Here is a 22,818-nt window from a genome sequence, read left to right as displayed (position 1 = left end):
TGACACTCGTCAAGACGGATTGGAATGACGTTAGGAAATAAGCGTGAAGGTTGTGATTGTTGGCGCCGGGATCGGTGGCTTGGTGGCGGCCGCGCGGCTCGCCCATGCGGGCCTCGATGTCACCGTGCTGGAACAGTCTTCACGCCCCGGCGGCAAGATGCGCAGCGTCGCGGTCGGCGCGTGCGAGGTGGAGGCCGGTCCCACCGTCTTCACCATGCGCTGGGTGTTCGAGGAGATTTTCTCGGAATGCGGCGCCGACTTCAGCGCCCATGTCGGGCTCGAACCCGCCTCCGTTCTCGCCCGGCACGCCTGGGGCCCCGGCGAGACCCTCGATCTCTTCGCCGATCCGGACGCCTCCGAGGCGGCCATCGCGGCCTTCGCGGGGCCGCGCGAGGGGGAGGGCTACCGCCGCTTCCGCACCCGTGCGGCCGAGGTCTACGCCACCCTGGAGGGGCCGTTCATCCGGGGTGAGCGCCCGAGTCCGATCGACCTGACGCGGCGCGCCGGCCTCTCCGGCCTCGGCGATCTCTGGCGAATCCAGCCCTTCACCACCCTCTGGAGCGCGCTCGGAGACTACTTCTCCGATCCGCGCTTGCGCCAGCTCTTCGGGCGCTACGCCACCTATTGCGGCTCCTCGCCCTTCGCCGCGCCCGCCACCCTGATGCTGGTGGCGCACGTGGAGAGCCAGGGCGTCTGGCACGTCGCGGGCGGCCTCAGCCGCCTCGCCGGGGCGGTGGCCGACCTCGCGAGCCGGAACGGCGCTCGCCTTCGCTACGGAACGCCCGTGCGCGCGATCGCGGTGTCGGGCGGACGCGTCGCCGGGATCGATCTGACCGACGGCGAGCGGGTGCCCGCCGACGCGGTGGTCTGCAATGCCGACGTGGCGGCCCTGGCCGACGGCCTGCTCGGACGCGAGGCCGCCCGCGCCGCCGAGCCCGTCCCGCCCTCGGACCGCTCGCTCTCGGCCGTGACGCTCTGCCTGAAGGCGCGGGCGCGGGGCTTCCCGCTGGCGCGCCACACCGTGTTCTTCTCGGCCGATTACGCGGCCGAGTTCGCGCAGATCCGGCGCGGGCACCTCCCCGGCGACCCCACGATCTACGTCTGCGCCCAGGACCGGAGCGACGCGCGCCCGTCCCCGGACGGGGCCGAGCGCCTGCTCTGCCTCGCCAACGCCCCCGCCCGCCCCTTCAGCCCCTCGGAGATCGAGACATGCGTGACCACGATGCGGCGGCGCCTGAGCGCGAGCGGGCTGGACCTCACGGAGACGGCCGAGTCGGTGACGACGCGGCCGGAGGATTTCGCACGCCTGTTTCCGGGCACGGCGGGCGCCCTCTACGGGCGGGCTTCCCACGGCTGGATGGCGTCGTTCAAGCGGCCGGGGGCGCGCACGAAGATCCGGGGGCTCTACCTCGCGGGGGGGAGCGTTCACCCGGGGCCGGGCGTGCCGATGGCGGCGCAGTCGGGGCGGATCGCGGCGGACAGCCTCCTGCGGGACAATGTCTCGCGGGACACGCACGGCGCCCGCGCTTCGACACGCGGGTGGACCGCGACGGCTACGTCTGGTGGTACGTCGACGCCCTGAGCGCGGACGGGCGTCAGGGGCTGACCATCATCGCCTTCATCGGCAGCGTGTTCTCGCCCTATTACGCCTGGGACACGCGGCGCGACCCCTTCGATCACTGCGCCGTCAACGTGGTGCTCTACGGGGAGCGCGCGAACCGGTTCTGCATGACCGAGCGCGGACGCGCCGCCCTCGCCCGCGATGCCGACCACATCCGGATCGGCCCGAGCGGGCTCGACTGGGACGGGACCACGCTGACCATCCGCCTCGACGAGGTCACGGCGCCGATCCCCACGCGGGTGCGCGGCACCATCCGCCTGAGCCCGCCCGGCTTCACGCCGGGGCCTCACGACCTCGACCCCGCCGGCCGACACCGCTGGTGGCCGATGGCGCCCTCCTCGCCCGTCGAGGTCGCGCTCAGCGAGCCGGATCTCACCTGGCGCGGCACCGCCTATTTCGACACCAACCACGGCGACACCGCCCTGGAGGCCGCCTTTACGGACTGGACCTGGTGCCGGGCGGACCTTCGGGACGGGGCGGCGATCCTCTACGACGTGCATCGCCGCGACGGCAGCCACCAGAACCTGACGCTGTGCTTCGCGTCCGACGGGACGCCGCGCGAGATCGAGGCGCCTCCCGCCGCAGCCCTGCCGCCGACGCGCCTGTGGCGGATGCCGCGCGGGACCCGCAGCGACGACGGCCAGTCCCGGATCCTGCGGACCTTCGAGGACACGCCGTTCTATGCGCGCTCGCACCTCGCCTCGATCCTGCGGGGAGAGCCGGTGCGGCCGGTGCACGAAAGTCTGTCGCTGACGCGGTTCAGTCACCCCCTGGTGCGGCTCATGCTGCCGTTCCGGATGCCGCGCCGGACCCGGTGAGGCTGATCAGGCGGGCGGGTCCGCGTCGCGGTCCCGCGCCACGGCCTCGGCCCGGTCGCGCCGGATGCCGCGCCTGAGCACGACGAGCTGCCAGATCGCCAGTCCCAAGGCGAGCGCGAAGACCAGTCCGATATCGAAGGCGGCGAAGAGCGGGTCGCTCATGGACCGGCGGTCGCCGTCTCCTCGCGCTCCCGCAGGGCCTCGATGAGATCGAGGACCCGCGCCGCCCGTCCGCCCACGTCCCACCAGGCCGGTCGCGCCGGCACCGGCCGGGCCGCGACGGCGTCCACCAGGAAGGCGGTCTCGGCGAGGGGCGGGACGGGGTGCGCGTGGGCTGCCGGAGCCGGCCGCAGCGCGCGGGCCAGGAGCACGGCCTTGCGGCGGCCCGTGACGTGGGCGCGGGTGGAGATGGGATCGAGCCCGCCCCGCTCGAGTTCGCGGCCGATCTCGGCGTAGATCAGGCGGGCGCCACGGATCGCCGGCCTGCAATCCAGGGGCAGGCCCGCGATGCCGGCCTCGGAACGGGCGTAGAGGCCTTCCGCCACGGCGAGGAGTCGGGCGACGATGCCCCGCAATGCCGCGCTCGAGGTCGGATCGGCCAGGAACGCGTTCGGATCGAGCCCCGCCTCCCGCATCCAGGCCAGGGGCAGGTAGAGCCGGCCGGCGCGAGCGTCCTCCCCGACGTCGCGGGCGATGTTGGTGAACTGCATCGCGACCCCGAGGTCGCAGGCGCGGGCGAGGGTCCCGGCGTCGCGCACGCCCATCAGCACCGTCATCATCGTGCCGACGCTGCCCGCCACCCGCGCCGCGTAGCCTGTCAGGTCGGACAGGGTCTCGTAGCGCCGCCCTTGCGCGTCCCAGGCCAGTCCCTCGATCAGGGCCGCCGGCAGGGCGTGCGGAAGCTGATGGGCCGCGACGAGGTCCGCCATCGCCCGGTCGGCCGGCGCGTCGCAGGGGGTGTCGTCGTAGATCCGGGCGAGCCGCGCGGCCAGCCGCGCCAGGGCGGCCGGGCGATCGCGCGCCGCCGCGTCGTCCACGGCATCGTCGGAGAGCCGGCAGAAGGCGTAGAGCCCGTAGGCGGGCCGCCGGATGCGGGCGGGGAGCAGGGCGGAGGCGGCGAAGAAGCTGCGCGAGCCGAGCCGGATCGCCTCCCGGCAGGCCGCGTGATCGGCCGCGTTCGCATGGGGAATCGCCCAGAGCGGGGCGCGCGCGGCGTCAAGCGTGAATGCGCGCATCCGGCACCACCGTGTCGAGGACCTTGGCCGAGGAGAGGACGCCGGGCAGGCCCGCGCCCGGATGGGTGCCCGCCCCGACGAGATAGAGGTTCCGGACGGCCGACGAGGCGTTGTGCGGCCGGAACCAGGCCGATTGCGTCAGCACCGGTTCGAGGCCGAAGCCGGAGCCGCGAAAGCTCAGGAAATCGGTGGCGAAATCCGCGGGTGTGGTCATCCGCGAAGTCACGATCGAGCCCGTCAGGCCCGGCATGACCGTGGCGTCGAGATTCGCCTCGATGGCCTGCCGGTAAGGCTCGGCGAGGACGGACCAGTCCTGGCCGCCCGCGAGGTTCGGCACCGGGGCGAGGACGTAGAACGCATCGCAGCCGGGGGGCGCCAGGAGCGGATCGGTGGCGGTGGGCCGATGCAGGTAGAGGCTGAAATCCGGCGCCAGGATCTTGCGCACGAAGATGTCGGCGATCAGTTCGCGGTAGCGCGGCCCCATCAGGATGGTGTGATGGGCGATGTCGGAGAACTTGCGGTTCGTGCCGAAGTACCAGACGAACAGGCCCATCGAGGAATGCGAGGCCTTCAGCTTCGCCCGACCCCAGCCACGCCCCGCATCGGCCAGCAGAGTCAGGTAGGTGTGGGCCGAGTCGGCGTTCGAGACCACGATGTCGGCGGGAATCCGCGTGCCCTCCGTCAGCGTCACGCCGGTGGCGCGCCCGGCGGCCGTGTCGATGCGGGCCACCTCGGCGCCGCAGCGCACGGCACCGCCCTGCCCCTCGATCAGGCCGACGAGTCCGTCGACCAGACGGCCGGTTCCTCCCATCGCGAAGTGGACGCCCCAGCGCCGCTCCAGATGCGCGATCAGGCAGTAGATCGCGCTGGCCCGAAAGGGCGAGCCGCCGATGAGCAGCGGGTGGAAACTGAAGATCGTCCGCAGGCGCTCGTCGCGGATGTAGCGCGCGACGAGATCGTAGACCGAGCGATGCCCGCCGAGGCGCAGCAGGGCTGGCATGATCCGCAGCATGTCGGACACCGAGGAAAAGGCTACGTGCCCGAGTTCCTCGAAGCCCACCCGGCAGATCGCGGCGCTGCGCGCCATGAAGCGCTCGTAGCCCGCGACATCGTCGGGTGAGAACCGCGCCACCTCGGCGCGCATCGCCGCCGGGTCGCCGCTATAGTCGAAGGTCGCGCCGTCCGGGAAGCGGATGCGGTAGAACGGCAGCATCGGCGCCAGGGTGACATCGTCCACCATGCGGCGTCCGCACAAGGCCCAGAGTTCCTCGAACAGGAACGGTGCCGTCACGATGGTCGGGCCGGCATCGAAGGTGAAGCCGTCCTGGCGATGCACCCGCGCCCGCCCGCCCGGCTGCTCCAGGCGCTCCAGCACCGTGACCCGGTAGCCCCGTGCCCCGAGCCGAACCGCCGCCGCGAGGCCGCCGAAGCCGCTGCCGACCACCACGGCATGGGGCCGCTGGCCTTCGTGTGTCGTTGGGCTCGGCGAGTCGGCGAGTGTCAACATAAGATGACACTATCAAGGGAAAACTCAGGCGTGCAAGCGCGGATTCACGGTACGGTCCGATAGAGGCTCTTCGGCGCGGCCGGCAGGCCTTCGAACGCCTCTAGGATCACGGCCGCCACGCGGTCCGGCGCCTCCTCGTGGGCGAGGTGCCCGAGATTGCGCAGCAGGTTCACGCGCGCATTCGGCAGCCGATCCTTGAGCGCGAACGCCGTTTCGGGCGCGATCGCCTTGTCGTCGCCGCCCACGACCAGCAGGGTGGGCACCGCGAGAGCGGCCACCGCGCGGTCGAGGCTGGCGAGGTCCCAGTTCGCCATCATGCCGAGGGCGCCGGCAACGTGTCCGGGGCAGCGGAACAGGCGTCGGTACAGATCCAACGAGCGGGCGTCGAGGCGCGAACCGGTCCCCCGGATCAAGCGCTCTACCGCCGGGCGATCCGCCGTCCAGGCGAAGATGCGCGGCGTGATCGGGTTGAGGAACAACATCCGGGCGAGGCCGGGGAACAGCACGGAGGCGAGGCCGGGGAACGGGGTCAGCGCCCCATTCAACGCGACGAGCAGGCGCGGCGACAGCCCGTCGAGGCAGAGCCTCACGAGGATCGCCGCGCCGGCGGAATGCCCGACCACGATGGACGGCGTGACGGCGAGTTCGCCCATGAGATCGCGGATCGCGTCAGCCATTCCGGGCAGGGACAACCGGCCGGCGGGAAGCGGATCGGTGAAGCCGTGGCCCGGCAGATCCGGCGCGACGACCCGGAAGCGCGCGGCGAGCAGCGGCGCGAGCCGGGCCCAGGAATGCGTCGCCGCGCCGGTGCCGTGGAGCAGCAGCAGGACCGGCGCCTCGGAATCACCCATCTCCTGAACGTGCCATCGCAGACCGGACGCCGTGACGAACCGGCTCGCCGCGCGATTCGGCCAATCGGCGCCCTCGCGTTCCCACACGGGCCTGTCGCTCGGCGCGCTCATTCGCAGAACCTCTATCGCGCCGAGCGGATCGCGCTGCTCAGGACCGTCGCGTCGGCATACGGGAGGGGCAGATAGCGCGCGCCCATCGCCTCGGCGAGGCGGCGGGCCGGGTCCTGCGGCCGTGCCGCGGTGTCGATGAGGATGGTGCGGATGTCCGCCGCCCGGATCAGGCGCGCGGCGTGGAGGGCGTCGGCCCCCGCCTGGGCGCGTCCGGGTGCGCCGGAGCGCGCGACGTTGGCCCGCCCATCGGTGAGCACGACGACGACGGCGCTGCCCCCGCCCCGCCCGACGCTGCGGGCGAGGTCGGCGGCGGCGTCGAGGCCGGAGGCGAGCGGCGTGCCGCCGCCGCCCGGCAGCGCACCGAGGCCGCGCCGGGCGCGCGCCAGGGCCCGCGTCGGGGGCAGCAGGATCTCCGCGCCACTGCCACGGAACGACACGAGGGCAACCTTGTCCCGGCGGATATAGGCCTCGGCGAGGAGCAACTCGATCGCGCCCTTGGCCTCGGCCAGGCGTTCCAGCGCGGCGGAGCCGGAAGCATCCACGGCGAAGATCGTGGTGGTCTCTCTGCGCTGGCGGAACCGGGTGATGCGGAAGTCCGAGGCCTGGACCCGAATGCCGGGTCCGCCCGGGCCCGCTTGCGCGCGGAGGCGCTGCCAGGGCGCGGCGGCGCGCAGCGTCTCGATCAGGGCGAGCCGGCCCTCGCGGGGATGGCCTGGTCGTGTGCCGGCCGGGCGGCCCCCGCGCGTCGCGGAGACGGGCGCGCCGGCCTTGCCCGCCTTCGCGGCCGGGACGCGGCAGGCCGCGGCAGTGAGTTGAGCGAGCAGCCCGGCCGGGATCGCCGCCCTGGCGGCTTCGACCACGCTCTCCACCCCGGATGCCATCGTGTCTTCGGTCTCAGGGGACGACCCTTCCGGGCTGTCCTGCGGCGGCGCGGCCGAGGGGGCCTCCGCGCGATCGTCCGCCTCGGGCGGAAGCCGCGTCGCGCGGGGCGCCAGCACGAGGCGGGCGGCCTCGTGGACGTGCTCCTCGCTGAGCGCGGCCTCGCCGTCACAGAGCGCCACGCGACGCGCGACGCGCAGGGCGAGGAGCGGTGCGCGCAGGGAGGCGATGCCGAGACGGTCCGCGGCGTTGCAGAGATCGGCGACCGCCGTCGTGGAGGGTCGATCGCTCGGGGAGCCACCGGGCACCGGAGCCGCCGAGACCGGATCGGTCTCGCGCCAGCGGATGCCGGTCAGGTCCAGGTGGAAAGCGAGGCGATCCGCCAGCGCGTCCGGGACGCGCTCCTCGTCGCCGATGCCCTCGTCGAGGAGGATCAGGCCGATCCGGGCCGGTACCGAGGCCGCGAGGCCGTCGCGCGCCACCCGAATCAGGCTCGTGTCGAGGGCGCTCGCGAGGCGTGCGGCGAGCCCGGGCGTCAGGCGCTCGGCCATGGGCACCACGAAGAAGCCGCCATCGGCTTCGGCCAGGAGGCCGGCCTGGGTGATCGGGCGCCCGGCGCTGAGGGTGGCGGCGAGGTCGAGGCCGCCGAGCAGGCGGTCGTCGGCGATGCCGGGCGGCATGCGCAACAGGCGCCGCCCGGCGGCGAGATGCCCGCGCAGGTGGTCGAGCCAGAGGTCGCGCACCGGCCCGGCCCCGGCCCGGACCACCACGCCGCCGCAGCCATGCGGGTCGGCGGCGGCCAGCCGGGCGGCCCGGAGAGCCAGGGTCCACGCCGTGCTCATCGCGCCAGCACATCCTCCACGGCCCGCGCGACCCGCGCGGTGGAGCCTGATTCGTCGAGGGGGTTGCGGCGAAGGCGATGGCGCAGGGCGGAGGGCGCGATGCGGGCGAGGTGATCGAGGCTCACCGTCTCGGCGCCCTCGTAGGCGGCGAGCGCGCGGGCGGTGCGCATCAGGGTCAGTTCGCCGCGCAGGCCGTCGGTGCCGAGCGCGAGGCAGAGCCGGGCCGCCGCCTCCAGGGTCGCGTCCGGCACCGTGAGGGCGGGCAGACGCGCGCGGGCCGCCGCGAGGGTCTTCCGGATGGAGCGATCGGCCTTGGCATAGGCCGCGCAGAACCCGGCCGGATCGCGCTCGTAGGCGTCGCGCCGGCGCACCACGTCGATGCGGGTCGGCAGGTCGGTGGGCGTCGTCACCTCGACCGCGAGACCGAAGCGGTCGAGGAGCTGGGGCCGCAGCTCGCCCTCCTCCGGGTTGCCGCTGCCGACGAGCACGAACCGGGCGGGATGCCGGATGCTCAGGCCCTCGCGCTCCACGGTGTTCACGCCGGAGGCCGCCACATCGAGGAGCAGGTCGACGAGGTGATCGTCGAGGAGGTTGACCTCGTCGATGTAGAGGAAGCCGCGATTGGCCCGGGCCAGCAGCCCCGGCTCGAACGCCTTCTCGCCCCTGGTCAGAGCCCGCTCCAGGTCGAGGGCGCCGACGACCCGGTCCTCGGTCGCGCCCAGCGGCAGGTCCACGACCGGTACTGGGATCGCCTGAGCCTTGCGCGCACCGGATCGCCCGGAGCAGTGCGGACAGAGCCCCGCCGGCTCGCCCGGATCACAGGCATAGGGGCAGCCTGCCACCGCCGCCATCGGCGGCAGCAGGGCGGCGAGGCCCCGGATGGCGGTGGATTTGCCGGTGCCGCGGTCGCCGAACACCAGCACGCCGCCGACCGAAGGATCGACGGCCGCGATGAGGAGCGCGCGGCGCATCTCGTCCTGGCCGACGATGGCCGAGAACGGGAAGGTCGGCGGGACGGCGGGATCTTCGCGTGCGGCCGTGCGCCTGACCTCGACGGTGAGGCTCGCGGGTCGACGCGGCATCCGGATGCCGTGCGCCTCGGTGGGATGCGAGGGCGGCGCTGGTGCCGCTGCTCTGGGCAATCCGTTGATCGGCATGGGGCCACCTCGATGTCAGATCGATCCGGTCGCGGGACGGGTCGAGGATCTCGCGGCTACTCCGCCGCCACCCGCTGCACGTCCATCCGCGCCCAGATCGCGGTCAGAGCGCCGACCAGATGGTCGATGTCGGCATCCGTGTGCAGGGGCGAGGGCGTGATGCGCAGGCGCTCGGTGCCGCGCGGCACGGTCGGGTAGTTGATCGGCTGGACGTAGATGCCGAACTCGTCGAGCAGCGTGTCGCTGATCGCCTTGCAGAGCACCGGGTCGTAGACCATCACCGGCACGATGTGGCTGTCGTTGTGCAGGTAGGGAATGCCGGCGGCGTCGAGGCGGGCCCGCACCGCGGCCGCCCGGTCCTGATGCCGGACCCGCTCGGCTTGGCTGGCCTTGAGGTGGCGGATGCTCGCCGCCGCGCCCGCCGCCACGGCGGGCGGGAGCGACGTCGTGAAGATGAAGCCCGAGGCGAAGCTGCGCACGAAGTCGCAGAGCTTCGCGGACCCCGTGATGTAGCCGCCATGGACCCCGAAGGCCTTGCCCAGCGTGCCTTCGATCACGTCGAGGCGATGGGCGAGGCCCTCGCGCTCCGAGATGCCGCCGCCGCGCTCCCCGTAGAGGCCGACCGCGTGGACCTCGTCGAGATAGGTGAGCGCGCCGTGCGCCTCGGCGACATCGCAGATCTCCGCGATGGGGGCGATGTCGCCGTCCATCGAGTAGATCGATTCGAAGGCCACGATCTTCGGCCGCGCGGGGTCGACGAGGCGCAGCTTGCGGTCGAGATCGTCGGGATCGTTGTGGCGGAAGATGTGGCGCTCGGCGCGGGCGGCCTTGATGCCCTCGATCATCGATGCGTGGTTGCCGGCATCCGAGAAGATGGCGCAGCCCGGCATCTGCGATCCGAGCGTGCCGAGTGCCGCCCAGTTCGAGACGTAGCCGGACGTGAACAGCAGGGCCGCCTCCTTGCGGTGCAGGTCGGCGAGTTCGCGCTCCAGCAGCACGTGGTAGTGGTTGGTGCCCGAGATGTTGCGGGTGCCGCCGGCGCCGGCGCCGCAGCGGTCCAGCGCCTCGTGCATGGCCTCGATCACGGCCGGGTGCTGGCCCATGCCGAGATAGTCGTTCGAGCACCAGACGGTGACGGGCCGCGTGCCGTCGGGCGTGTGGTGCGTGGCGTGCGGGAAGCGGCCCGCCTGTCGCTCGAGGTCGGTGAAGACGCGGTAGCGCCCCTCGCGATGCAGGCCGGCCAAAGCAGAGCCGAAGATCTCTTCGTAGTTCATGCCCGTCCCCTTCCCTCGTTGCTCGGCGGGTCTTTCGAGCCCGCTCGTCTGCCCTGCCGCCGGGGCGGCGTTCGCATCTCCGCTCCACCGGAGCGGGTGGTTCAGTGTCCGTCGACCTCGGCGAGACGGCGCTCCCCGACGCACGGCGTTTCGCCGCGCGCGGCCGGGATCGGCGACGGCATCGGGCGGGCGTCCGCGATCTTCGGCAGGCTCCATTGCCAGAGGGCGGCCGAGGGCAGCGGCAGCATGAGGAAGCCGTGCTCCAGGGTGGCGAGCGCCATCAGGGTCGCCAGGATGCTGAGACCCGCGACCTCGTGGGCGGTCGCGCCTTCGCCGAGCGCCGCCAGCACGAGGGCGATGGTGGCGATCCCCGCCGCCGTCACCGAGACCGGGAAGAGCGGGTTCATGGCGCGCGTCCGCAGGTAACTGCCGAGATAGGCGAGGTGCTCGGGCAGGAGCTCGGCGTTGAGGTTGCGGACCCCGAGGAATAGGTTGAGGCGGGCCGAGAGGTTCATTCCCCACAGGACCAGGTAGGTCCAAAGGGCGAACCGGTTGGGCTCGCCCCAGGTCAGGGCCAGGATGGCGAGGCCGCCAGCGACGATCGCCGCCTCGTGCCACAGGCTGGTGGCCGCCGCCGCCCGGAAGCGTTGGAGGCCGCTGGCGCCCGGCGGGCAGCCGAGGGTGCGCGGACCCGAGACGAAGCCCATGTAGTAGCTCATCTCCTGCCAGCCCCAGACGAGGAGGGCCGCCGTGAAGGCGATGTAGGCGCTCCCCGCGCTCGCATCTCCGGCCGAGGCGCCGATCGCCCAGAGCGACAGGCCGAGCACGCCCGTCCCCGCGACCATGCTGAGCGCGTGCGTGGAGCGCGGGCGATGGTCGAGGAGCAGGATCAGGCCGGTGGAGAACCACCAGACCAGCACCGCGTAGAGGGCGGGAAGCGCGTAGGCCCCCATCCTACCAGACCGGCTTGAGGCGGATTTCCGCCGGCATCGGGTTGTCGAGGGTCGGCAGGGCGTAGAGCCGCGCGAAGTTGACCGCCGAGGCGGCGATCCAGGCGCCGTGCCTGAGCTTGCCGAGGAGTCCGCCCTGGGCCTTGGCGTCGGCGATCTTCTCCGAGCAGGTCAGGAGCCGGTCCAGAGCCTGCTTGAAGCGGGGATTGTCGAGGTCGAGGGTCAGCGGGAAGGTCTGCTTCGAGATCTCCGAGGTGATCCGGAAGACCTGGAAGTCGTAATCGGTCGGATCGACGCCCAGCGCGTCGTGGAAGGCCGGGCGGCAATGGTCGCGGACATACATCGTCGCGAAGACCGCGAGCAGAAAGAACTTGATCCAGTAGCGGTTGACGCCCGAGGTCAGCTTCGGATTGGCGCGCATGAGCAGGGCGAAGGCCTCGCCGTGGCGGAACTCGTCGTTGCACCACTTCTCGAACCACTTGAAGATCGGGTGGAAGCGGCGCTCCGGATTGCGCTCCAGCTCGCGGAAGATCGTGATGTAGCGGGCGTAGCCGATCTTCTCCGAGAGGTAGGTGGCGTAGAAGATGAACTTCGGCCGGAAGAAGGTGTACTTCTTCGATTTCGTCAGGAAGCCCAGGTCGACGCCGATGCCGAAATCCTTGAGCACGTCGTTGATGAAGCCGGCATGGCGCGCCTCGTCGCGGCTCATGAAGCCGAACAGCTCGCGGATGTCGGGGTTCTTCGCCCGCTTGCGCATCTCGGCGTAGAGCACGCAGCCCGAGAACTCGGCGGTGATGGACGAGACCAGGAAGTCCATGAACTCCTTGCGCAGGGCCGGATCGAGCCCGGACATGTCGCAGTCGAATTCTTCGTTCCGCGTGAAGTGGCGCTTGTTCGGGTCGGCGCGCAATTCCGCGATGAGCTTGTTCCACTCCGCCCGCACGGGCTCGACGTCGGTGCGGTCGAGTTCCTCGAAATTGGTCGTGTAGAAGCGCGGCGACAGAAACGTCGTCTCCTGCGCGGCCTTGGTCGCCTCGTTCATCGGCGTTTTGGGGACGGGCTGCTGGATCGCTGCGGTCACAGGCGCCTCCTCTCGGAAAAGCTGACTTCGTAGAGTTCGGTGAGTTCGAGGTGTCCCGCGAGCTTGGTCCAGAGCCGCTCGATGCGGCCGGCGCGGGTCACGGTGGCGGTCCGGCGCACCACGAGGCGCTCGCCGTAGGGCACCGAGGTCGGGGCGTCGTGCACCTGCACGGCGTCACCGGGCTCGATCTCGAAGGTCGCGTCGAGGACCACGTGAGCGTGCAGGCTCTCGGCGGTCTGCTCGATCTCGACGGTGCAGGGGACGTCTACGCTGCGGCGTCCGTTCAGCCAGGCCATCATGGTACGGTTCCGTCATTCGGCATCAGGCGGGCGAAGGCGGCGAAGTTCGACGGGCCGAAGGCGCCGAAATCGACGCTGCGGCCGGTGAGCGCGTCGTCGAGGCGCAGCGAGCCGTCGTCGAAGCGCGTGAGGCGGAAAGGCACCTCGCGGGACAGGCCGGCCCGCAGCCGGCCCTGCGCGAAGCCCCGCAGGGTGGCGCGGATGAAGTTGTCGGCCCCCGGCCGGACCGTGGCGACGAGGTCGCCGCGCTCGGCGTCCCGCAGGGTGATCGAGCCGTCCGCCGCGTCGTCGACCCGGAGCGCGAGGCTCTGGACCGGGCGGGCCGGCTCCATCCGCGTCAGGCCGACGCTCTCGACGCGTCCGACGGTGACCGCGGCGACCACGAAACCGACGAGGAGACCGACCCCGACGACGAGGGCCCGTGAGGTGCGTCCCGCGCTGCGGGCGAGCGGATGCGGGTCCATCGCTCAGCTCGCGGTCGCGAGACGCGGGGCCGGCGCGGCACGCGGGCGCAGGACGACGGGGCCCGCCACCTCTTCCGGCAAGGCGCGATGGGCCGTCAGGGCGCGCGCGAGGATCTCGGCGACCGCGCGGCCATCCGGGATCGCGCGCAGCATCGGCTCGGGCCGGTTCACGCGCCAGGGCCGGGCATGGGGCCAGAGGTGCAGGTAGGCGACGCGGTTGCCGGCGCGCAGGCGCAGGGGCAGGTCGGCGCTGCCGTCCGGATGGAGCGCGCACTCGGCCGCCTCGACGAGGGCGAAGGGCAGGTTCAGGGTCATCGGCAGGGCGATGCCGACCCGCATCACCACCCGGCGGTTGGTGATGGTGTAGGCCGTGGTGCGGGCCGAAAGCCAGCCGAGCAGCGACAGGAGCGCCAGTGCCCCCGCGCCGACGCCGAGGGTCGGGGCCGCCAGGGTCCCGGCCTCGATCCACCGCCCCGCCAGAGCCGGCGGCAGCGCGGCCCAGAGGGCGAGCCCCGCGAACCATATTCCGACGAGACGCAGGTGCAGGGCTCGGAAGGCGATGCCGAAGCCGCAGGGCCGGCCCTGCCAGAGGATGTGCTCGCCGGCCGGGAGGGCCGCCGGCAGGCCGGGCGGCGCGTCGAAGGCATTGGCGGGCAGGTGATGGGAGGGGCGCTTGGCGGACCGGCTCACAGGAAGGCCTCCTGGCGAAGCGGCGTGGCGTAGAGGGTGCCGCCGCCGTAGAAGGCCATGATCCGCTCCTCCTCGTAGAGGGTGACGGAATCGGGGTCCTTCGTGGTCGGGACATCGGCGAACTGGTGCGCGAGCAGCGCCTCGCACGTGACCGTGCGCGAGAAGCGCCCGGTCCTGCAGAAGGTGGCGGGCATCAGGACGCGGCGCCCGCCGGCCCCGAGTTCGACCTCGTAGTATCGCACCATCGACTCGCCCCGGTCGACCCAGAGGTCGCTGACCGTGCCGGCGACCTGCCGGTCGGCGCCGAACACCGACATGCCGATCGGGTTGGGGCCGTCCTCGTGGACCACGAAGTGATCGGCGACGCGCAAGGGGACGATACGCTTCTCGCGGTCCCAGGTCTCGTCGTGGCTGTCCTCGCGGTTGGCGTAGGAAGCCGGGCCGATGGCGTCGTGCAGGCCGTCGGTCTCGGGCTCCAGGGGGGCGCCCGGCCAGACCTCGAGCTTGTGGCCGCGAAAGGTCCAGGGCGTGCGCTCGCCGATCTGGGGCGCGAACTTCACGTGGCCGTTGGAGAGCAGGAAGCGCTTGGGCGACGGGATCAGGAACGGGTCCGGCGGCATGGCCCGGCCGCGCGCCGCCTCGGATTCGAGCGGATAGCCCTCGCGGCGATCCTCCCGGCGCAGGTAGAAGACCAGGCCGGCGAAGAAGATCCAGAACGCGTAGAGCACCACCTGCGCGACATCGACGTAGCCCGTGATTTCACCTCTCGGCATGGCCGGTCTCCTTCAGGCTGAGCGGGGCAAGGGTTGTGGCGCGCGGCGGGCGGGGCGCACGTCGCGGACGAGGGGGCCGATCGCCAGCAGGGTGGCGAAGAGCAGCGCGATCTCGAGGTGGTAGACGATGAGGTAGCCGGTCGAGGGCAGGTTCATCGCCTCACCGAGGCGGCCGGATTCGGCCAGATGGGCACCGAGATCCCGCAGGATGCCGCTGGCCGCGATGGCGAGGCCGGCCGCGCTCGCCTGGACCGCGCCCCAGGCGCCGAGCGCCAGGCCGGTATCCTCCGGGCCGGCCTTGGCCATCGAGGCCGTGAGGGTGCCGTGGGCGAAGAGCCCCCCGCCGAGACCGATCAGGCCGACACCGACCGCGAACAGCCGGGCGGAATCGAGCGGCGCGGCGAAGATCACCGCCGAGAAGGCCGCGATCCCGACGACGGCTCCGGAGGCGGCGACCCGGAAGGCGTCCCCGCCCCGGTCGAGCCAGCGCGCGGCGATGAGGAGGCCGAGGCCGCCCCCGGCCGCCAGCAGGGCGGTCAGCGCCGTGGTGGCGGCGACGGGCAGGTGCAGGATCTGCCCGCCATAGGGCTCCAGCAGGATGTCCTGCATCGAGAAGGCGGCGGTGCCGAGGCCCGTGGCCACGAGGCGGCGGCGCGCCCTGCCCCTGCCGGCATAGAGCGCCCAGGATTCCGAGAAGGCCGGGCGGGGCAATTCCCGCGCCGTGCGGCCCGGCGCGCGGGGCTCCTGTTTCCACAGGGCGATGCCGTTGAGCACGATGGTGACCAGTGCGGCCCCCTGGATCACCTTGATGAGGCGGAGCGCCGAGAAGTCGGCGAGCAGCAGCCCGAAGGCGACGGCGCTCACCACCATGCCGACGAGCAGCATGACGCAGAGGAGCGCGACGACGCGGGGCCGCGCATGGGCCGGTGCGAGGTCGGTCGCCAGCGCCAGGCCCACGGTCTGCGTGGTGTGGAGGCCGGCGCCGACCAGCACGAAGGCGAGGGCCGCCGCCACGTGCCCGGGCCAGGCCGAGCCGGTGGTGTCGCCAGACAGGATCAGCAGGGCGAAGGGCATGATGGCGAGCCCGCCGAACTGCAGCAGCGTGCCGAACCAGATGTAGGGCACCCGGCGCCAGCCGAGCACGGAGCGGTGCGTGTCCGAGCGGAAGCCGACCAGCGCCCGGAACGGCGCGAAGATCAGCGGCAGCGACAGCATCACGGCCACGATCCAGGCCGGCACCGCCAGTTCGACGATCATCACCCGGTTGAGCGTGCCGATGAGGAGAACGGCCGCCATGCCGACCGTGACCTGGAACAGGGCGAGGCGAAGCAGGCGCCCCATCGGCAGTTCCGCCGTCGCCGCGTCGGCGAAGGGCAGCATGCCGGGGCCGACGCGCTGAAGCGCACGGGCCATGGAGGCGCCGAGGCGGGTCATGACGCCCGCCTCAGTTCGAAGGCCTGCGAGAGGTAGAACCCGCTGTTCACCCGGTGCGCGCGCGCGATGCCGACACCCGCCAGGGCCGGATCCGCCGCCACGCGCCGGCGCAGATCCGCCTCGCCGACCGGCACGATGGCGGGCGCCCGGTCGCCGCGCGGGAAGGCGCGGCCGGCCATGTGCATCAGTGTGAGGAGCGGGGTGCGCGGCGCCACCGTGAACAGCACCGAAGTCTCGGTGCGGTCCGCGAGGACGGCGAGCGCCCGGACGATGTCCGGCGTGGCGTAGTGGATCAGCGAATCCATCGCCACGATGTGGTCGAAGCGACCCAGGGCCGGATCGAGCATGTCGCCGACGCGGAACTCGATGCGGCCCGGACCGGAGAGGCTCGTGCGCTCCCGAGCCAGGCCGATCAGCGTCGGCGAGACGTCGATGGCGACGACCTCGGCCCCCCTTCGGGCGGCCTCCAGGCTCAGCGCCCCCGTGCCGCAGCCGGCATCGAGCAGGCGCCGGCCCGTGAGGTCGGCCGGCAGCCATCCCAGCAGGTTGGCCCGCATGGCATCGCGCCCGGCCCGCACGGTCGCGCGGATCTTCGAGACCGGCGCGTCGGAGGTCAGGCGCGCCCAGGCCTCGACGGCGGTGCGGTCGAAGTAGGTGGTCAATTGCGAGCGGCGGGCCGCGTAGCTGTGCGAGGTCATGGTCCGGCTCCCCTCAATCGAAGCCGAGGAATTCGAACAGGTCGCGGTCCTTCATGGGAATCGCGTCGAGGGGCTTGCCGCCCGCCCAGAGATGGGCGGCCAGGCGCATGTATTCGGTGGTGACGGCCTCGAGTTCCGGCGTCGGCTCCATCTCGAACAGGGTCGACTTCTTGAGGCGCGAGCGCCGGACCACGTCGAGGTCCGGGAAGTGCGCGATGCGCTCCAGGCCCACGGCGGCGTTGAAGCGGTCGATCTCGTCGGTCTTGGCCGAGCGGTTGGCGATGACGCCGCCGAGGCGCACGTTGTAGTTCTTCGCCTTGGCGTGGATCGCCGCGACGATCCGGTTCATGGCGAAGATCGAGTCGAAGTCGTTGGCGGTGACGATGAGTGCCTGATCGGCGTGCTGGAGCGGCGAGGCGAAGCCGCCGCAGACCACGTCGCCGAGCACGTCGAAGATCACCACGTCGGTGTCTTCCAGCAGGTGGTGCTCCTTGAGGAGCTTCACCGTCTGCCCCACGACGTAGCCGCCGCAGCCGGTGCCGGCGGGCGGTCCGCCGGCCTCGACGCACATGACGCCGTTGTAGCCTTCCGCCACGAAGTCCTCGATGCGCAGTTCCTCGGAGTGGAACTGCACCGCCTCCAGGGCATCGATGACGGTGGGGGCCAACCGCTTCGTCAGCGTGAAGGTCGAATCGTGCTTCGGGTCGCAGCCGATCTGCAGCACGCGCTTGCCGAGCTTGGAGAACGCCACGGACAGGTTCGACGAGGTGGTCGACTTGCCGATGCCGCCCTTGCCGTAGACGGCGAACACCTTCGCGGTGCCGATCTTGAGGTTCGGGTCGAGTTCGACCTGAACGCTTCCCTCGGGCTGGCGCGTGGGCACCGGATTGCGGATGGCGATGTTCATGCGGCGACCCCTGCGGTGATGCCTTCGACGCGGTCCTCCAGTTCCTCCTCGGCGCGGTCGAGCGCGTCGCGCGTCTCCGCGTCGGGGGTCCAGAAGCCGCGCTGGTGCGCCTCGATCAGCCGGTGTGCGACCTTGGCCGAAGCGGTCGGGTTGAGCGCCGCCATGCGTTCGCGCATGGCGCCGTCGAGGACGTAGGTCTCGGTGATGCGCTGGTAGACCCAGGGGGCGACGCCGTTGGTGGTGGCCGACCAGCCGAGCGTGTTGGTGAGGTGGGCCTCGATCTGACGCACGCCCTCGTAGCCGTGGCCGAGCATGCCCTCGGTCCATTTCGGGTTGAGCATCCGGGTACGCGTCTCGAGGCTGACCTGCTCAGTCAGCGAGCGCACCACGCCCTCCCCCCGGGTCTGGTCGCTGATGAAGATCGGCACCGCCGCGCCGCGCGCCTTGGCGACCGCCCGGCCCATGCCGCCGAGGCCGTCGAAGTAATGGTCGACCGAGGTCACGCCGACCTCGACGGAATCGAGGTTCTGATAGGCCAGATCCACGGTGGCGAGCACGCTGCCCATCAGGGCGCGCTGGGCCGTCGGCACGCCGTTGCGGCCATAGGCGAAGGACTTGCGCCGCGCGAAGGTCTCGGAAATCTCGTCGGCATCCTCCCAGCGGCCGGATTCCACCAGCGCGTTGACGTTGGCGCCGTAGGTGCCCTCCGCGTTGGAGAAGACCCGAAGTGCCGCGACTTCCAGGTCGACGCCGTGCTCGGCCTGAAGCGCCAGGGCGTGCTTGCGGACGAAGTTCTGCGCGATCGGCTCGTCGGCGCTGGCAGCGAGGTAGGAGGCCTCCGCCAGCAGCTTGGTCTGAAGCGGCAGCAGATCGCGAAAGATGCCCGACAGGGTTACGACCACGTCGATGCGCGGGCGCCCGAGGGTCTCCAGCGGGATCAGGGTGGCGCCGCTGAGGCGGCCGTAGCCATCGAAGCGGGGGGCCGCGCCGATCAGCGCCAGGGCCTGGGCGATCGGGCCGCCCTCGCTCTTCAGGTTGTCGGTGCCCCACAGGACCAGGGCGATGCTCTCGGGGTAGGCCGCGCCCTCGTCGCGGTAGCGGGCGAGGAGGCGCGCGGCCTGCCGGGCGCCGTCGGCAAGCGCGAAGGCGGAGGGCAGGCGGTAAGGGTCGAAGCCGTGCAGGTTGCGCCCCGTGGGCAGGATGTCGGGATTGCGCAGGAGGTCGCCGCCCGCCACGGGCGCGATGAAGCGGCCGTCGAGGGCTCGGAGCAGGCCCTGGATCTCGTGATCCTGTGACAACAGGCGATCCGTCTCGCGCAGGGCCGCGAAGGCGGCGCGGTTCGGCTCGGTGAGGGCGAGGCGACCTTCCGCCAGCGCCGCGTCGAGGGGCGCGCCGGAGACGAGGGCGGCGAGCCCCGCGCGCGCCGGGTTCAGGCCGTGGCTGGCTTCCGCCAGGGCGAGGAGGATGTCGGTGCGCTCCTCCGGAGCCGTCCCCTGCCCGACCACGTGCAGGCCGTGCGGGATCAGCGCGTGTTCGAGTTCGTGCAGGGCGGTGCCGAGGCGCTGGACGTGGCCGGCGAGGTCCGCGCTCCAGACCGGCTCGGCGGCGACGAGATCGAGGCCGGCGCCCTGCGCCTGGATCAGCTCGGCGAGATCGCGGCGCTCGGCCACGGCTTCCGGCTCCAGGGCGCGCCAGCGCTCGATCGAGGCCTTGAGGTCGATCAGCCCGCGATAGAGCCCGGCCTGGGCGAGACTCGGGGTGAGGTAGCTCACGAGCGTCGCGGCGGAGCGGCGCTTGGCCAGCAGGCCCTCGGAGGGGTTGTTGGCAGCGTAGAGGTAGACGTGCGGCAGGGCGCCGATCAGGCGCTCGGGCCAGCAGGCGCCCGAGAGGCCGGTCTGCTTGCCGGGCATGAATTCGAGTGCCCCGTGGGTGCCGAAATGCAGCACCGCGTCGGCGCGGAAATCCTCGCGCAGGTAGCGGTAGAAGGCCGAGAAGGCGTGGGTCGGGGCGAAGCCGCGCTCGAACAGGAGGCGCATCGGGTCGCCCTCGTAGCCGAAGCCCGGCTGGACGCCGACGAAGACGTTGCCGAACTGGGCGCCGAGCACGAAGATCTGCGAGCCGTTGCTGTTCTGGCGTCCCGGGGCCGGCCCCCACTGGGCCTCGATCTCGGAGAGATGCCGCTCGCGCCGGACATGGTCGTCGGCCGCGATGCGGTGGTGGACGTTGGCGGGCGTGCCGAAGCGGGCAGCATTGCCGCCGAGCACGGCCTCGCGCAGCGCGTCGGCGTCGTCCGGAACCTCGAGCGTGTAGCCCTCGGCCTTGAGCGCCGTCAGGGTGTTGTGCAGCGACCGGTAGACCGACAGGAAGGCGGCGGTGCCGATGCTGCCGGCATTCGGCGGGAAGCCGAACAGCACCACCGCGACCCGCCGCTCGGCCCGCGCCTTACGCCGCAGGGTCACGAGGCGTTCGATGCGGGCGGCCAGCGTGTCGGCGCGCTCGGGGTGCACGACCATGTCGCGGGTGCTGGCGCCGAGGGAGCGGCTGGAGCGGCCGCCGAACACCATCGGGGCGGTGGCGCCGTCGAGTTCGGGGATCGCCACCATCATGGTGGCCTCCACCGGCGAGAGGCCCCGGTCGGAGGCTTCCCACTGCTCCAGGGTCTGGAATTCGAGGGCGTGGGCGGCAAGATACGGCACGTCGAGTTCGGCGAGCAGCGCCTGCGCCCCGGCGGCGTCGTTGTAGGCGGGGCCGCCGACGAGCGAGAAGCCGGTGAGGGAGACCAGAGCGTCGATGGTCGGGCGGCCGTCGCGCCGGAAGAACGCGTCCACGGCCGGGCGGTTGTCGAGGCCGCTGGCGAAGGCCGGCACCACGGCGAGCCCGCGCGCCTCCAGGGCGGCGATGACGCCGTCGTAATGGGCGGTGTTTCCGGCCAGCACGTAGGAGCGCATGACGAGGAGGCCGACGCGGCCCTTCACCGGGCCCGCGGGCACCGGCACCCGCGCCCCGTCCTCGCCGATCCGTCCGGCCATGCGCGGATGGTAGAGGCCGGTCTCGGGGTAGCTCAAGGGAGCGGGGGCCGCCGCGATCCGGCGCCAGCCCTCGCGCGGGCCGGCGGCGTAGCGCCCGACGAGGAAGCGCACGAGGTTGGCGATGTTCTCGTCCGAGCCCGAGAGCCAGTATTGCAGGGTGAGGAAATAGGCCCGCACGTCCTGGGCCGAGCCCGGGATGAAGCGCAGGATCTTGGGCAGCCTGGCGATCATCGCCATCTGGCGGGCGCCGTTGCCCTGGGCGCCCGGCTTGCCGCGCAGCTTCTTCAGGAAGTCGAGGGCGCCGCGCTTGGTGCCGTCCATGTCGAAGCGGTTGAGGCGGGTGGTCTTCACCACCTCGCTCGCCGACAGGCAGCCGATCATCGCGTCGCAATGGGGGCGGCGGGCGAGCAGGGACGGCAGGATCGCCCGCACGTGCTCGTCCATGAACAGCATCGTGGAGATGACGATGTCGGCCCGGGCGATGTCGGCCTTGCAGGCGTCGAGGGCGCCCGCATCGGTGTCCCAGGCGGCGGCGGCGTGGAAGTCGAGAACGAGGCCGGGCAGGTCGCGGGTCAGGCGCTGGCGGGCGCGTTCGAGCGCGCTCGCCACGTGATTGTCCATCGTCACGAGGACGACCCGGAGCGCCGGGCGCTCAGCGTCCGAAATGCGCTTTGGCATCGTACAATGTCTCGAGGGTGATGAGCGGCAGCGCGCGTTCCCGCGCGAAGCGCTCGGTGTTCGCGCGGGCCTTGCCCCGCACGAAGAACGGAATCTTCTTCAGCTCCTTCTCGGCCTCCGAGGCCCAGGTGAGGATGATCGGCTCGGCCGGCGCCGCGGGCGCCTCCACCACGATGGGCGCGGGCTCCGCGCCGTGCCGGGGCAGGTGCGAGGGGGCGGCCGCGCCGTGGAACTCGGAATCCTCGCGGAACATGCCCAGCAGGTGTTCCTCCAGGCCCATCATCAGCGGATGGACCCAGGTGTCGAACAGGACGTTGGCGCCCTCGAAGCCCATCTGCGGCGAGTGCCGGGCCGGAAAGTCCTGCACGTGGATCGGGGCCGAGATCACCGCGCAGGGCAGTCCCAGGCGCTTGGCGACATGGCGCTCCATCTGCGTGCCCAGGACGAGTTCCGGCTGCGCCGCCTGGATCGCGGCCTCGACGTCGAGGTAATCGTCGGTGATCGTCGCCTCGATGCCGTGAAGGGCGGCCTCGGCCCGGACCTCGCGGGCGAATTCGCGGGTGTAGGTGCCGAGACCGACGACCCGGAAGCCGAGTTCCGTGGCGGCGATCCGGGCGGCGGCGAGCGCGTGGGTGGCGTCGCCGAAGATGAAGACGCGCTTGTCGGTGAGGTAGGTCGAATCGACCGAGCGCGAGTACCAGGGCAGCCGCGAGGGTGCGCCGGCGAGCACGGGGGCCGGGTCGACGCCGGCGGCTCGGGCGACCTCCTCGACGAACCGGATGGTGGCCTGGACCCCGATCGGCACGGTCTCGACCATCGGCTGCGCGAAGGTCTTCTGCAGGTGCTGGGCGGCCGCGCGGGCGATCTCGGGATAGAGCACCACGTTGAAGTCCGCCGCCCCGAGACGGCCGAGATCGGCCGGCGTCGCGCCGAGCGGCGCCACCACGTTCACGTCGATGCCGAGCGCGCCGAGGATCTTCGTGACTTCGACGAGGTCGTCGCGGTGGCGAAAGCCCAAAGCCGTGGGGCCGAGGAGGTTGCAGAGTGGCCGGCGCTCCGCGCGGGGCGTGCGCGTGCCGCCGGCCAGCGCCCGAACGAGACGATAGAGGGTCTCCGAGGCGCCCCAGTTCTCCTTCTTCTGGTAGGCGGGCAATTCCAGGGGAATGACCGGGATCGGCAGGTCGAGGGCGCGGGCGAGGCCGCCCGGATCGTCCTGGATCAGCTCGGCGGTGCAGGAGGCGCCGACGATCATCGCCTGCGGATGGAAGCGCGCGTAGGCCTCGGCCACGGCGTTCTGGAAGATCGCGGCGGTGTCGGCGCCGAGGTCGCGGGCCTGGAAGGTGGTGTAGGTCACCGGCGGGCGGGCATCCCGCCGCTCGATCATGGTGAAGAGCAGGTCGGCATAGGTGTCGCCCTGCGGCGCGTGCAGCACGTAGTGCAGGCCCCGCATGGCGGTGGCGATCCGCATCGCGCCGATGTGAGGGGGCCCCTCGTAGGTCCAGAGCGTGAGCTGCATGGCC

20 protein-coding genes are annotated in these 22,818 nt (G+C 72.1%); 2 read left to right on the top strand and 18 right to left on the bottom strand.

Going from position 1 to position 22,818, the window contains the following annotated elements; all coding sequences use genetic code 11:
- The first annotated feature begins 37 nt into the window (after positions 1 to 37).
- Positions 38 to 1,582, top strand: coding sequence for a 1-hydroxycarotenoid 3,4-desaturase CrtD (gene crtD, locus MKK54_RS08710; RefSeq protein WP_244010473.1), 1,545 nt, complete (start codon positions 38 to 40; stop codon positions 1,580 to 1,582).
- Positions 1,540 to 2,439 carry a carotenoid 1,2-hydratase gene (locus MKK54_RS08705; RefSeq protein WP_244010399.1) on the top strand — a complete coding sequence of 300 codons (900 nt, stop codon included), beginning with the start codon at positions 1,540 to 1,542 and terminating at the stop codon, positions 2,437 to 2,439. Before crtD ends, MKK54_RS08705 begins: the two co-directional genes overlap by 43 nt.
- Positions 2,440 to 2,445: 6 nt before the next feature.
- Here the strand turns inward: MKK54_RS08705 and MKK54_RS08700 are convergent, their stop codons facing one another.
- The 18 genes from MKK54_RS08700 to bchB all read right to left on the bottom strand — a co-directional run bounded on the left by MKK54_RS08700 (position 2,446) and on the right by bchB (position 22,814).
- Entirely contained in the window at positions 2,446 to 2,601 is a 156-nt protein-coding gene (locus tag MKK54_RS08700) for a hypothetical protein (protein ID WP_244010398.1), read from the bottom strand.
- Positions 2,598 to 3,674 carry a phytoene/squalene synthase family protein gene (locus MKK54_RS08695; RefSeq protein ID WP_244010397.1) on the bottom strand — a complete coding sequence of 359 codons (1,077 nt, stop codon included), beginning with the start codon at positions 3,672 to 3,674 and terminating at the stop codon, positions 2,598 to 2,600. The genes MKK54_RS08700 and MKK54_RS08695 overlap by 4 nt, the downstream gene beginning before the upstream one ends.
- On the bottom strand, positions 3,655 to 5,181 hold the full coding sequence (locus tag MKK54_RS08690; protein WP_244010396.1) for a phytoene desaturase: 1,527 nt from the start codon (positions 5,179 to 5,181) through the stop codon (positions 3,655 to 3,657). The genes MKK54_RS08695 and MKK54_RS08690 overlap by 20 nt, the downstream gene beginning before the upstream one ends.
- Before the next feature lie 44 nt (positions 5,182 to 5,225).
- The gene (bchO, locus tag MKK54_RS08685) at positions 5,226 to 6,143 is read right to left on the bottom strand and encodes an alpha/beta fold hydrolase BchO (RefSeq protein ID WP_244010395.1); all 918 of its coding nucleotides are present in this window, start codon (positions 6,141 to 6,143) and stop codon (positions 5,226 to 5,228) included.
- Between the two features lie 11 nt (positions 6,144 to 6,154).
- Positions 6,155 to 7,864, bottom strand: a complete 1,710-nt coding sequence (locus MKK54_RS08680) for a magnesium chelatase subunit D (protein WP_244010394.1) — start codon at positions 7,862 to 7,864, stop codon at positions 6,155 to 6,157.
- Positions 7,861 to 8,946 (bottom strand): magnesium chelatase ATPase subunit I, encoded by a 1,086-nt coding sequence (bchI, locus tag MKK54_RS08675; protein WP_279597253.1) that lies wholly within the window; start codon positions 8,944 to 8,946, stop codon positions 7,861 to 7,863. The genes MKK54_RS08680 and bchI overlap by 4 nt, the downstream gene beginning before the upstream one ends.
- Positions 8,947 to 9,077: 131 nt before the next feature.
- Positions 9,078 to 10,295: a 5-aminolevulinate synthase gene (gene hemA, locus MKK54_RS08670; protein ID WP_244010393.1), complete on the bottom strand. Its 1,218-nt coding sequence runs from the start codon at positions 10,293 to 10,295 to the stop codon at positions 9,078 to 9,080.
- Between the two features lie 101 nt (positions 10,296 to 10,396).
- Complete coding sequence (gene puhE / locus MKK54_RS08665; protein WP_244010392.1) at positions 10,397 to 11,248, bottom strand: putative photosynthetic complex assembly protein PuhE; 852 nt, start codon at positions 11,246 to 11,248, stop codon at positions 10,397 to 10,399.
- Position 11,249: 1 nt separating this feature from the next.
- Positions 11,250 to 12,326, bottom strand: a complete 1,077-nt coding sequence (gene acsF / locus MKK54_RS08660) for a magnesium-protoporphyrin IX monomethyl ester (oxidative) cyclase (protein WP_409564150.1) — start codon at positions 12,324 to 12,326, stop codon at positions 11,250 to 11,252.
- Positions 12,323 to 12,625: a hypothetical protein gene (locus MKK54_RS08655; RefSeq protein ID WP_409564149.1), complete on the bottom strand. Its 303-nt coding sequence runs from the start codon at positions 12,623 to 12,625 to the stop codon at positions 12,323 to 12,325. Before MKK54_RS08655 ends, acsF begins: the two co-directional genes overlap by 4 nt.
- Positions 12,622 to 13,089, bottom strand: coding sequence for a photosynthetic complex assembly protein PuhC (gene puhC, locus MKK54_RS08650; RefSeq protein WP_244010391.1), 468 nt, complete (start codon positions 13,087 to 13,089; stop codon positions 12,622 to 12,624). The genes MKK54_RS08655 and puhC overlap by 4 nt, the downstream gene beginning before the upstream one ends.
- A gap of 3 nt (positions 13,090 to 13,092) precedes the next feature.
- Positions 13,093 to 13,779: a photosynthetic complex putative assembly protein PuhB gene (gene puhB / locus MKK54_RS08645; RefSeq protein WP_244010390.1), complete on the bottom strand. Its 687-nt coding sequence runs from the start codon at positions 13,777 to 13,779 to the stop codon at positions 13,093 to 13,095.
- Positions 13,776 to 14,552, bottom strand: coding sequence for a photosynthetic reaction center subunit H (gene puhA / locus MKK54_RS08640; protein ID WP_244010389.1), 777 nt, complete (start codon positions 14,550 to 14,552; stop codon positions 13,776 to 13,778). The genes puhB and puhA overlap by 4 nt, the downstream gene beginning before the upstream one ends.
- A gap of 12 nt (positions 14,553 to 14,564) precedes the next feature.
- Positions 14,565 to 15,986: an MFS transporter gene (locus MKK54_RS08635; protein WP_244010388.1), complete on the bottom strand. Its 1,422-nt coding sequence runs from the start codon at positions 15,984 to 15,986 to the stop codon at positions 14,565 to 14,567.
- On the bottom strand, positions 15,983 to 16,684 hold the full coding sequence (bchM, locus tag MKK54_RS08630) for a magnesium protoporphyrin IX methyltransferase (protein ID WP_244010387.1): 702 nt from the start codon (positions 16,682 to 16,684) through the stop codon (positions 15,983 to 15,985). Before bchM ends, MKK54_RS08635 begins: the two co-directional genes overlap by 4 nt.
- A gap of 13 nt (positions 16,685 to 16,697) precedes the next feature.
- On the bottom strand, positions 16,698 to 17,591 hold the full coding sequence (gene bchL / locus MKK54_RS08625; RefSeq protein ID WP_244010386.1) for a ferredoxin:protochlorophyllide reductase (ATP-dependent) iron-sulfur ATP-binding protein: 894 nt from the start codon (positions 17,589 to 17,591) through the stop codon (positions 16,698 to 16,700).
- On the bottom strand, positions 17,588 to 21,298 hold the full coding sequence (locus tag MKK54_RS08620) for a magnesium chelatase subunit H (RefSeq protein WP_244010385.1): 3,711 nt from the start codon (positions 21,296 to 21,298) through the stop codon (positions 17,588 to 17,590). The genes bchL and MKK54_RS08620 overlap by 4 nt, the downstream gene beginning before the upstream one ends.
- Positions 21,273 to 22,814, bottom strand: coding sequence for a ferredoxin:protochlorophyllide reductase (ATP-dependent) subunit B (gene bchB, locus MKK54_RS08615; protein ID WP_244010384.1), 1,542 nt, complete (start codon positions 22,812 to 22,814; stop codon positions 21,273 to 21,275). Before bchB ends, MKK54_RS08620 begins: the two co-directional genes overlap by 26 nt.
- Positions 22,815 to 22,818: the final 4 nt, after the last annotated feature.

The organism is Methylobacterium sp. J-068 (assembly GCF_022829445.1).
Taxonomy (GTDB): Bacteria; Pseudomonadota; Alphaproteobacteria; order Rhizobiales; family Beijerinckiaceae; genus Methylobacterium.
The sequence above is the reverse complement of the archived record's forward strand: the minus strand, read 5'-3'. Positions and strand labels throughout refer to the sequence as shown.

What these genes read in the sequence shown, in the direction of transcription:
- MKK54_RS08700 (WP_244010398.1), bottom strand. Translation starts at nt 2,601, where the DNA reads ATGAGCGACCCGCTCTTCGCCGCCTTCGATATCGGACTGGTCTTCGCG.
- MKK54_RS08695 (WP_244010397.1), bottom strand. Translation starts at nt 3,674, where the DNA reads ATGCGCGCATTCACGCTTGACGCCGCGCGCGCCCCGCTCTGGGCGATT.
- MKK54_RS08690 (WP_244010396.1), bottom strand. Translation starts at nt 5,181, where the DNA reads ATGTTGACACTCGCCGACTCGCCGAGCCCAACGACACACGAAGGCCAG.
- bchO (WP_244010395.1), bottom strand. Translation starts at nt 6,143, where the DNA reads ATGAGCGCGCCGAGCGACAGGCCCGTGTGGGAACGCGAGGGCGCCGAT.
- MKK54_RS08680 (WP_244010394.1), bottom strand. Translation starts at nt 7,864, where the DNA reads ATGAGCACGGCGTGGACCCTGGCTCTCCGGGCCGCCCGGCTGGCCGCC.
- bchI (WP_279597253.1), bottom strand. Translation starts at nt 8,946, where the DNA reads ATGCCGCGTCGACCCGCGAGCCTCACCGTCGAGGTCAGGCGCACGGCC.
- hemA (WP_244010393.1), bottom strand. Translation starts at nt 10,295, where the DNA reads ATGAACTACGAAGAGATCTTCGGCTCTGCTTTGGCCGGCCTGCATCGC.
- puhE (WP_244010392.1), bottom strand. Translation starts at nt 11,248, where the DNA reads ATGGGGGCCTACGCGCTTCCCGCCCTCTACGCGGTGCTGGTCTGGTGG.
- MKK54_RS08655 (WP_409564149.1), bottom strand. Translation starts at nt 12,625, where the DNA reads ATGATGGCCTGGCTGAACGGACGCCGCAGCGTAGACGTCCCCTGCACC.
- puhC (WP_244010391.1), bottom strand. Translation starts at nt 13,089, where the DNA reads ATGGACCCGCATCCGCTCGCCCGCAGCGCGGGACGCACCTCACGGGCC.
- puhA (WP_244010389.1), bottom strand. Translation starts at nt 14,552, where the DNA reads ATGCCGAGAGGTGAAATCACGGGCTACGTCGATGTCGCGCAGGTGGTG.
- MKK54_RS08635 (WP_244010388.1), bottom strand. Translation starts at nt 15,986, where the DNA reads ATGACCCGCCTCGGCGCCTCCATGGCCCGTGCGCTTCAGCGCGTCGGC.
- bchM (WP_244010387.1), bottom strand. Translation starts at nt 16,684, where the DNA reads ATGACCTCGCACAGCTACGCGGCCCGCCGCTCGCAATTGACCACCTAC.
- bchL (WP_244010386.1), bottom strand. Translation starts at nt 17,591, where the DNA reads ATGAACATCGCCATCCGCAATCCGGTGCCCACGCGCCAGCCCGAGGGA.
- MKK54_RS08620 (WP_244010385.1), bottom strand. Translation starts at nt 21,298, where the DNA reads ATGCCAAAGCGCATTTCGGACGCTGAGCGCCCGGCGCTCCGGGTCGTC.
- bchB (WP_244010384.1), bottom strand. Translation starts at nt 22,814, where the DNA reads ATGCAGCTCACGCTCTGGACCTACGAGGGGCCCCCTCACATCGGCGCG.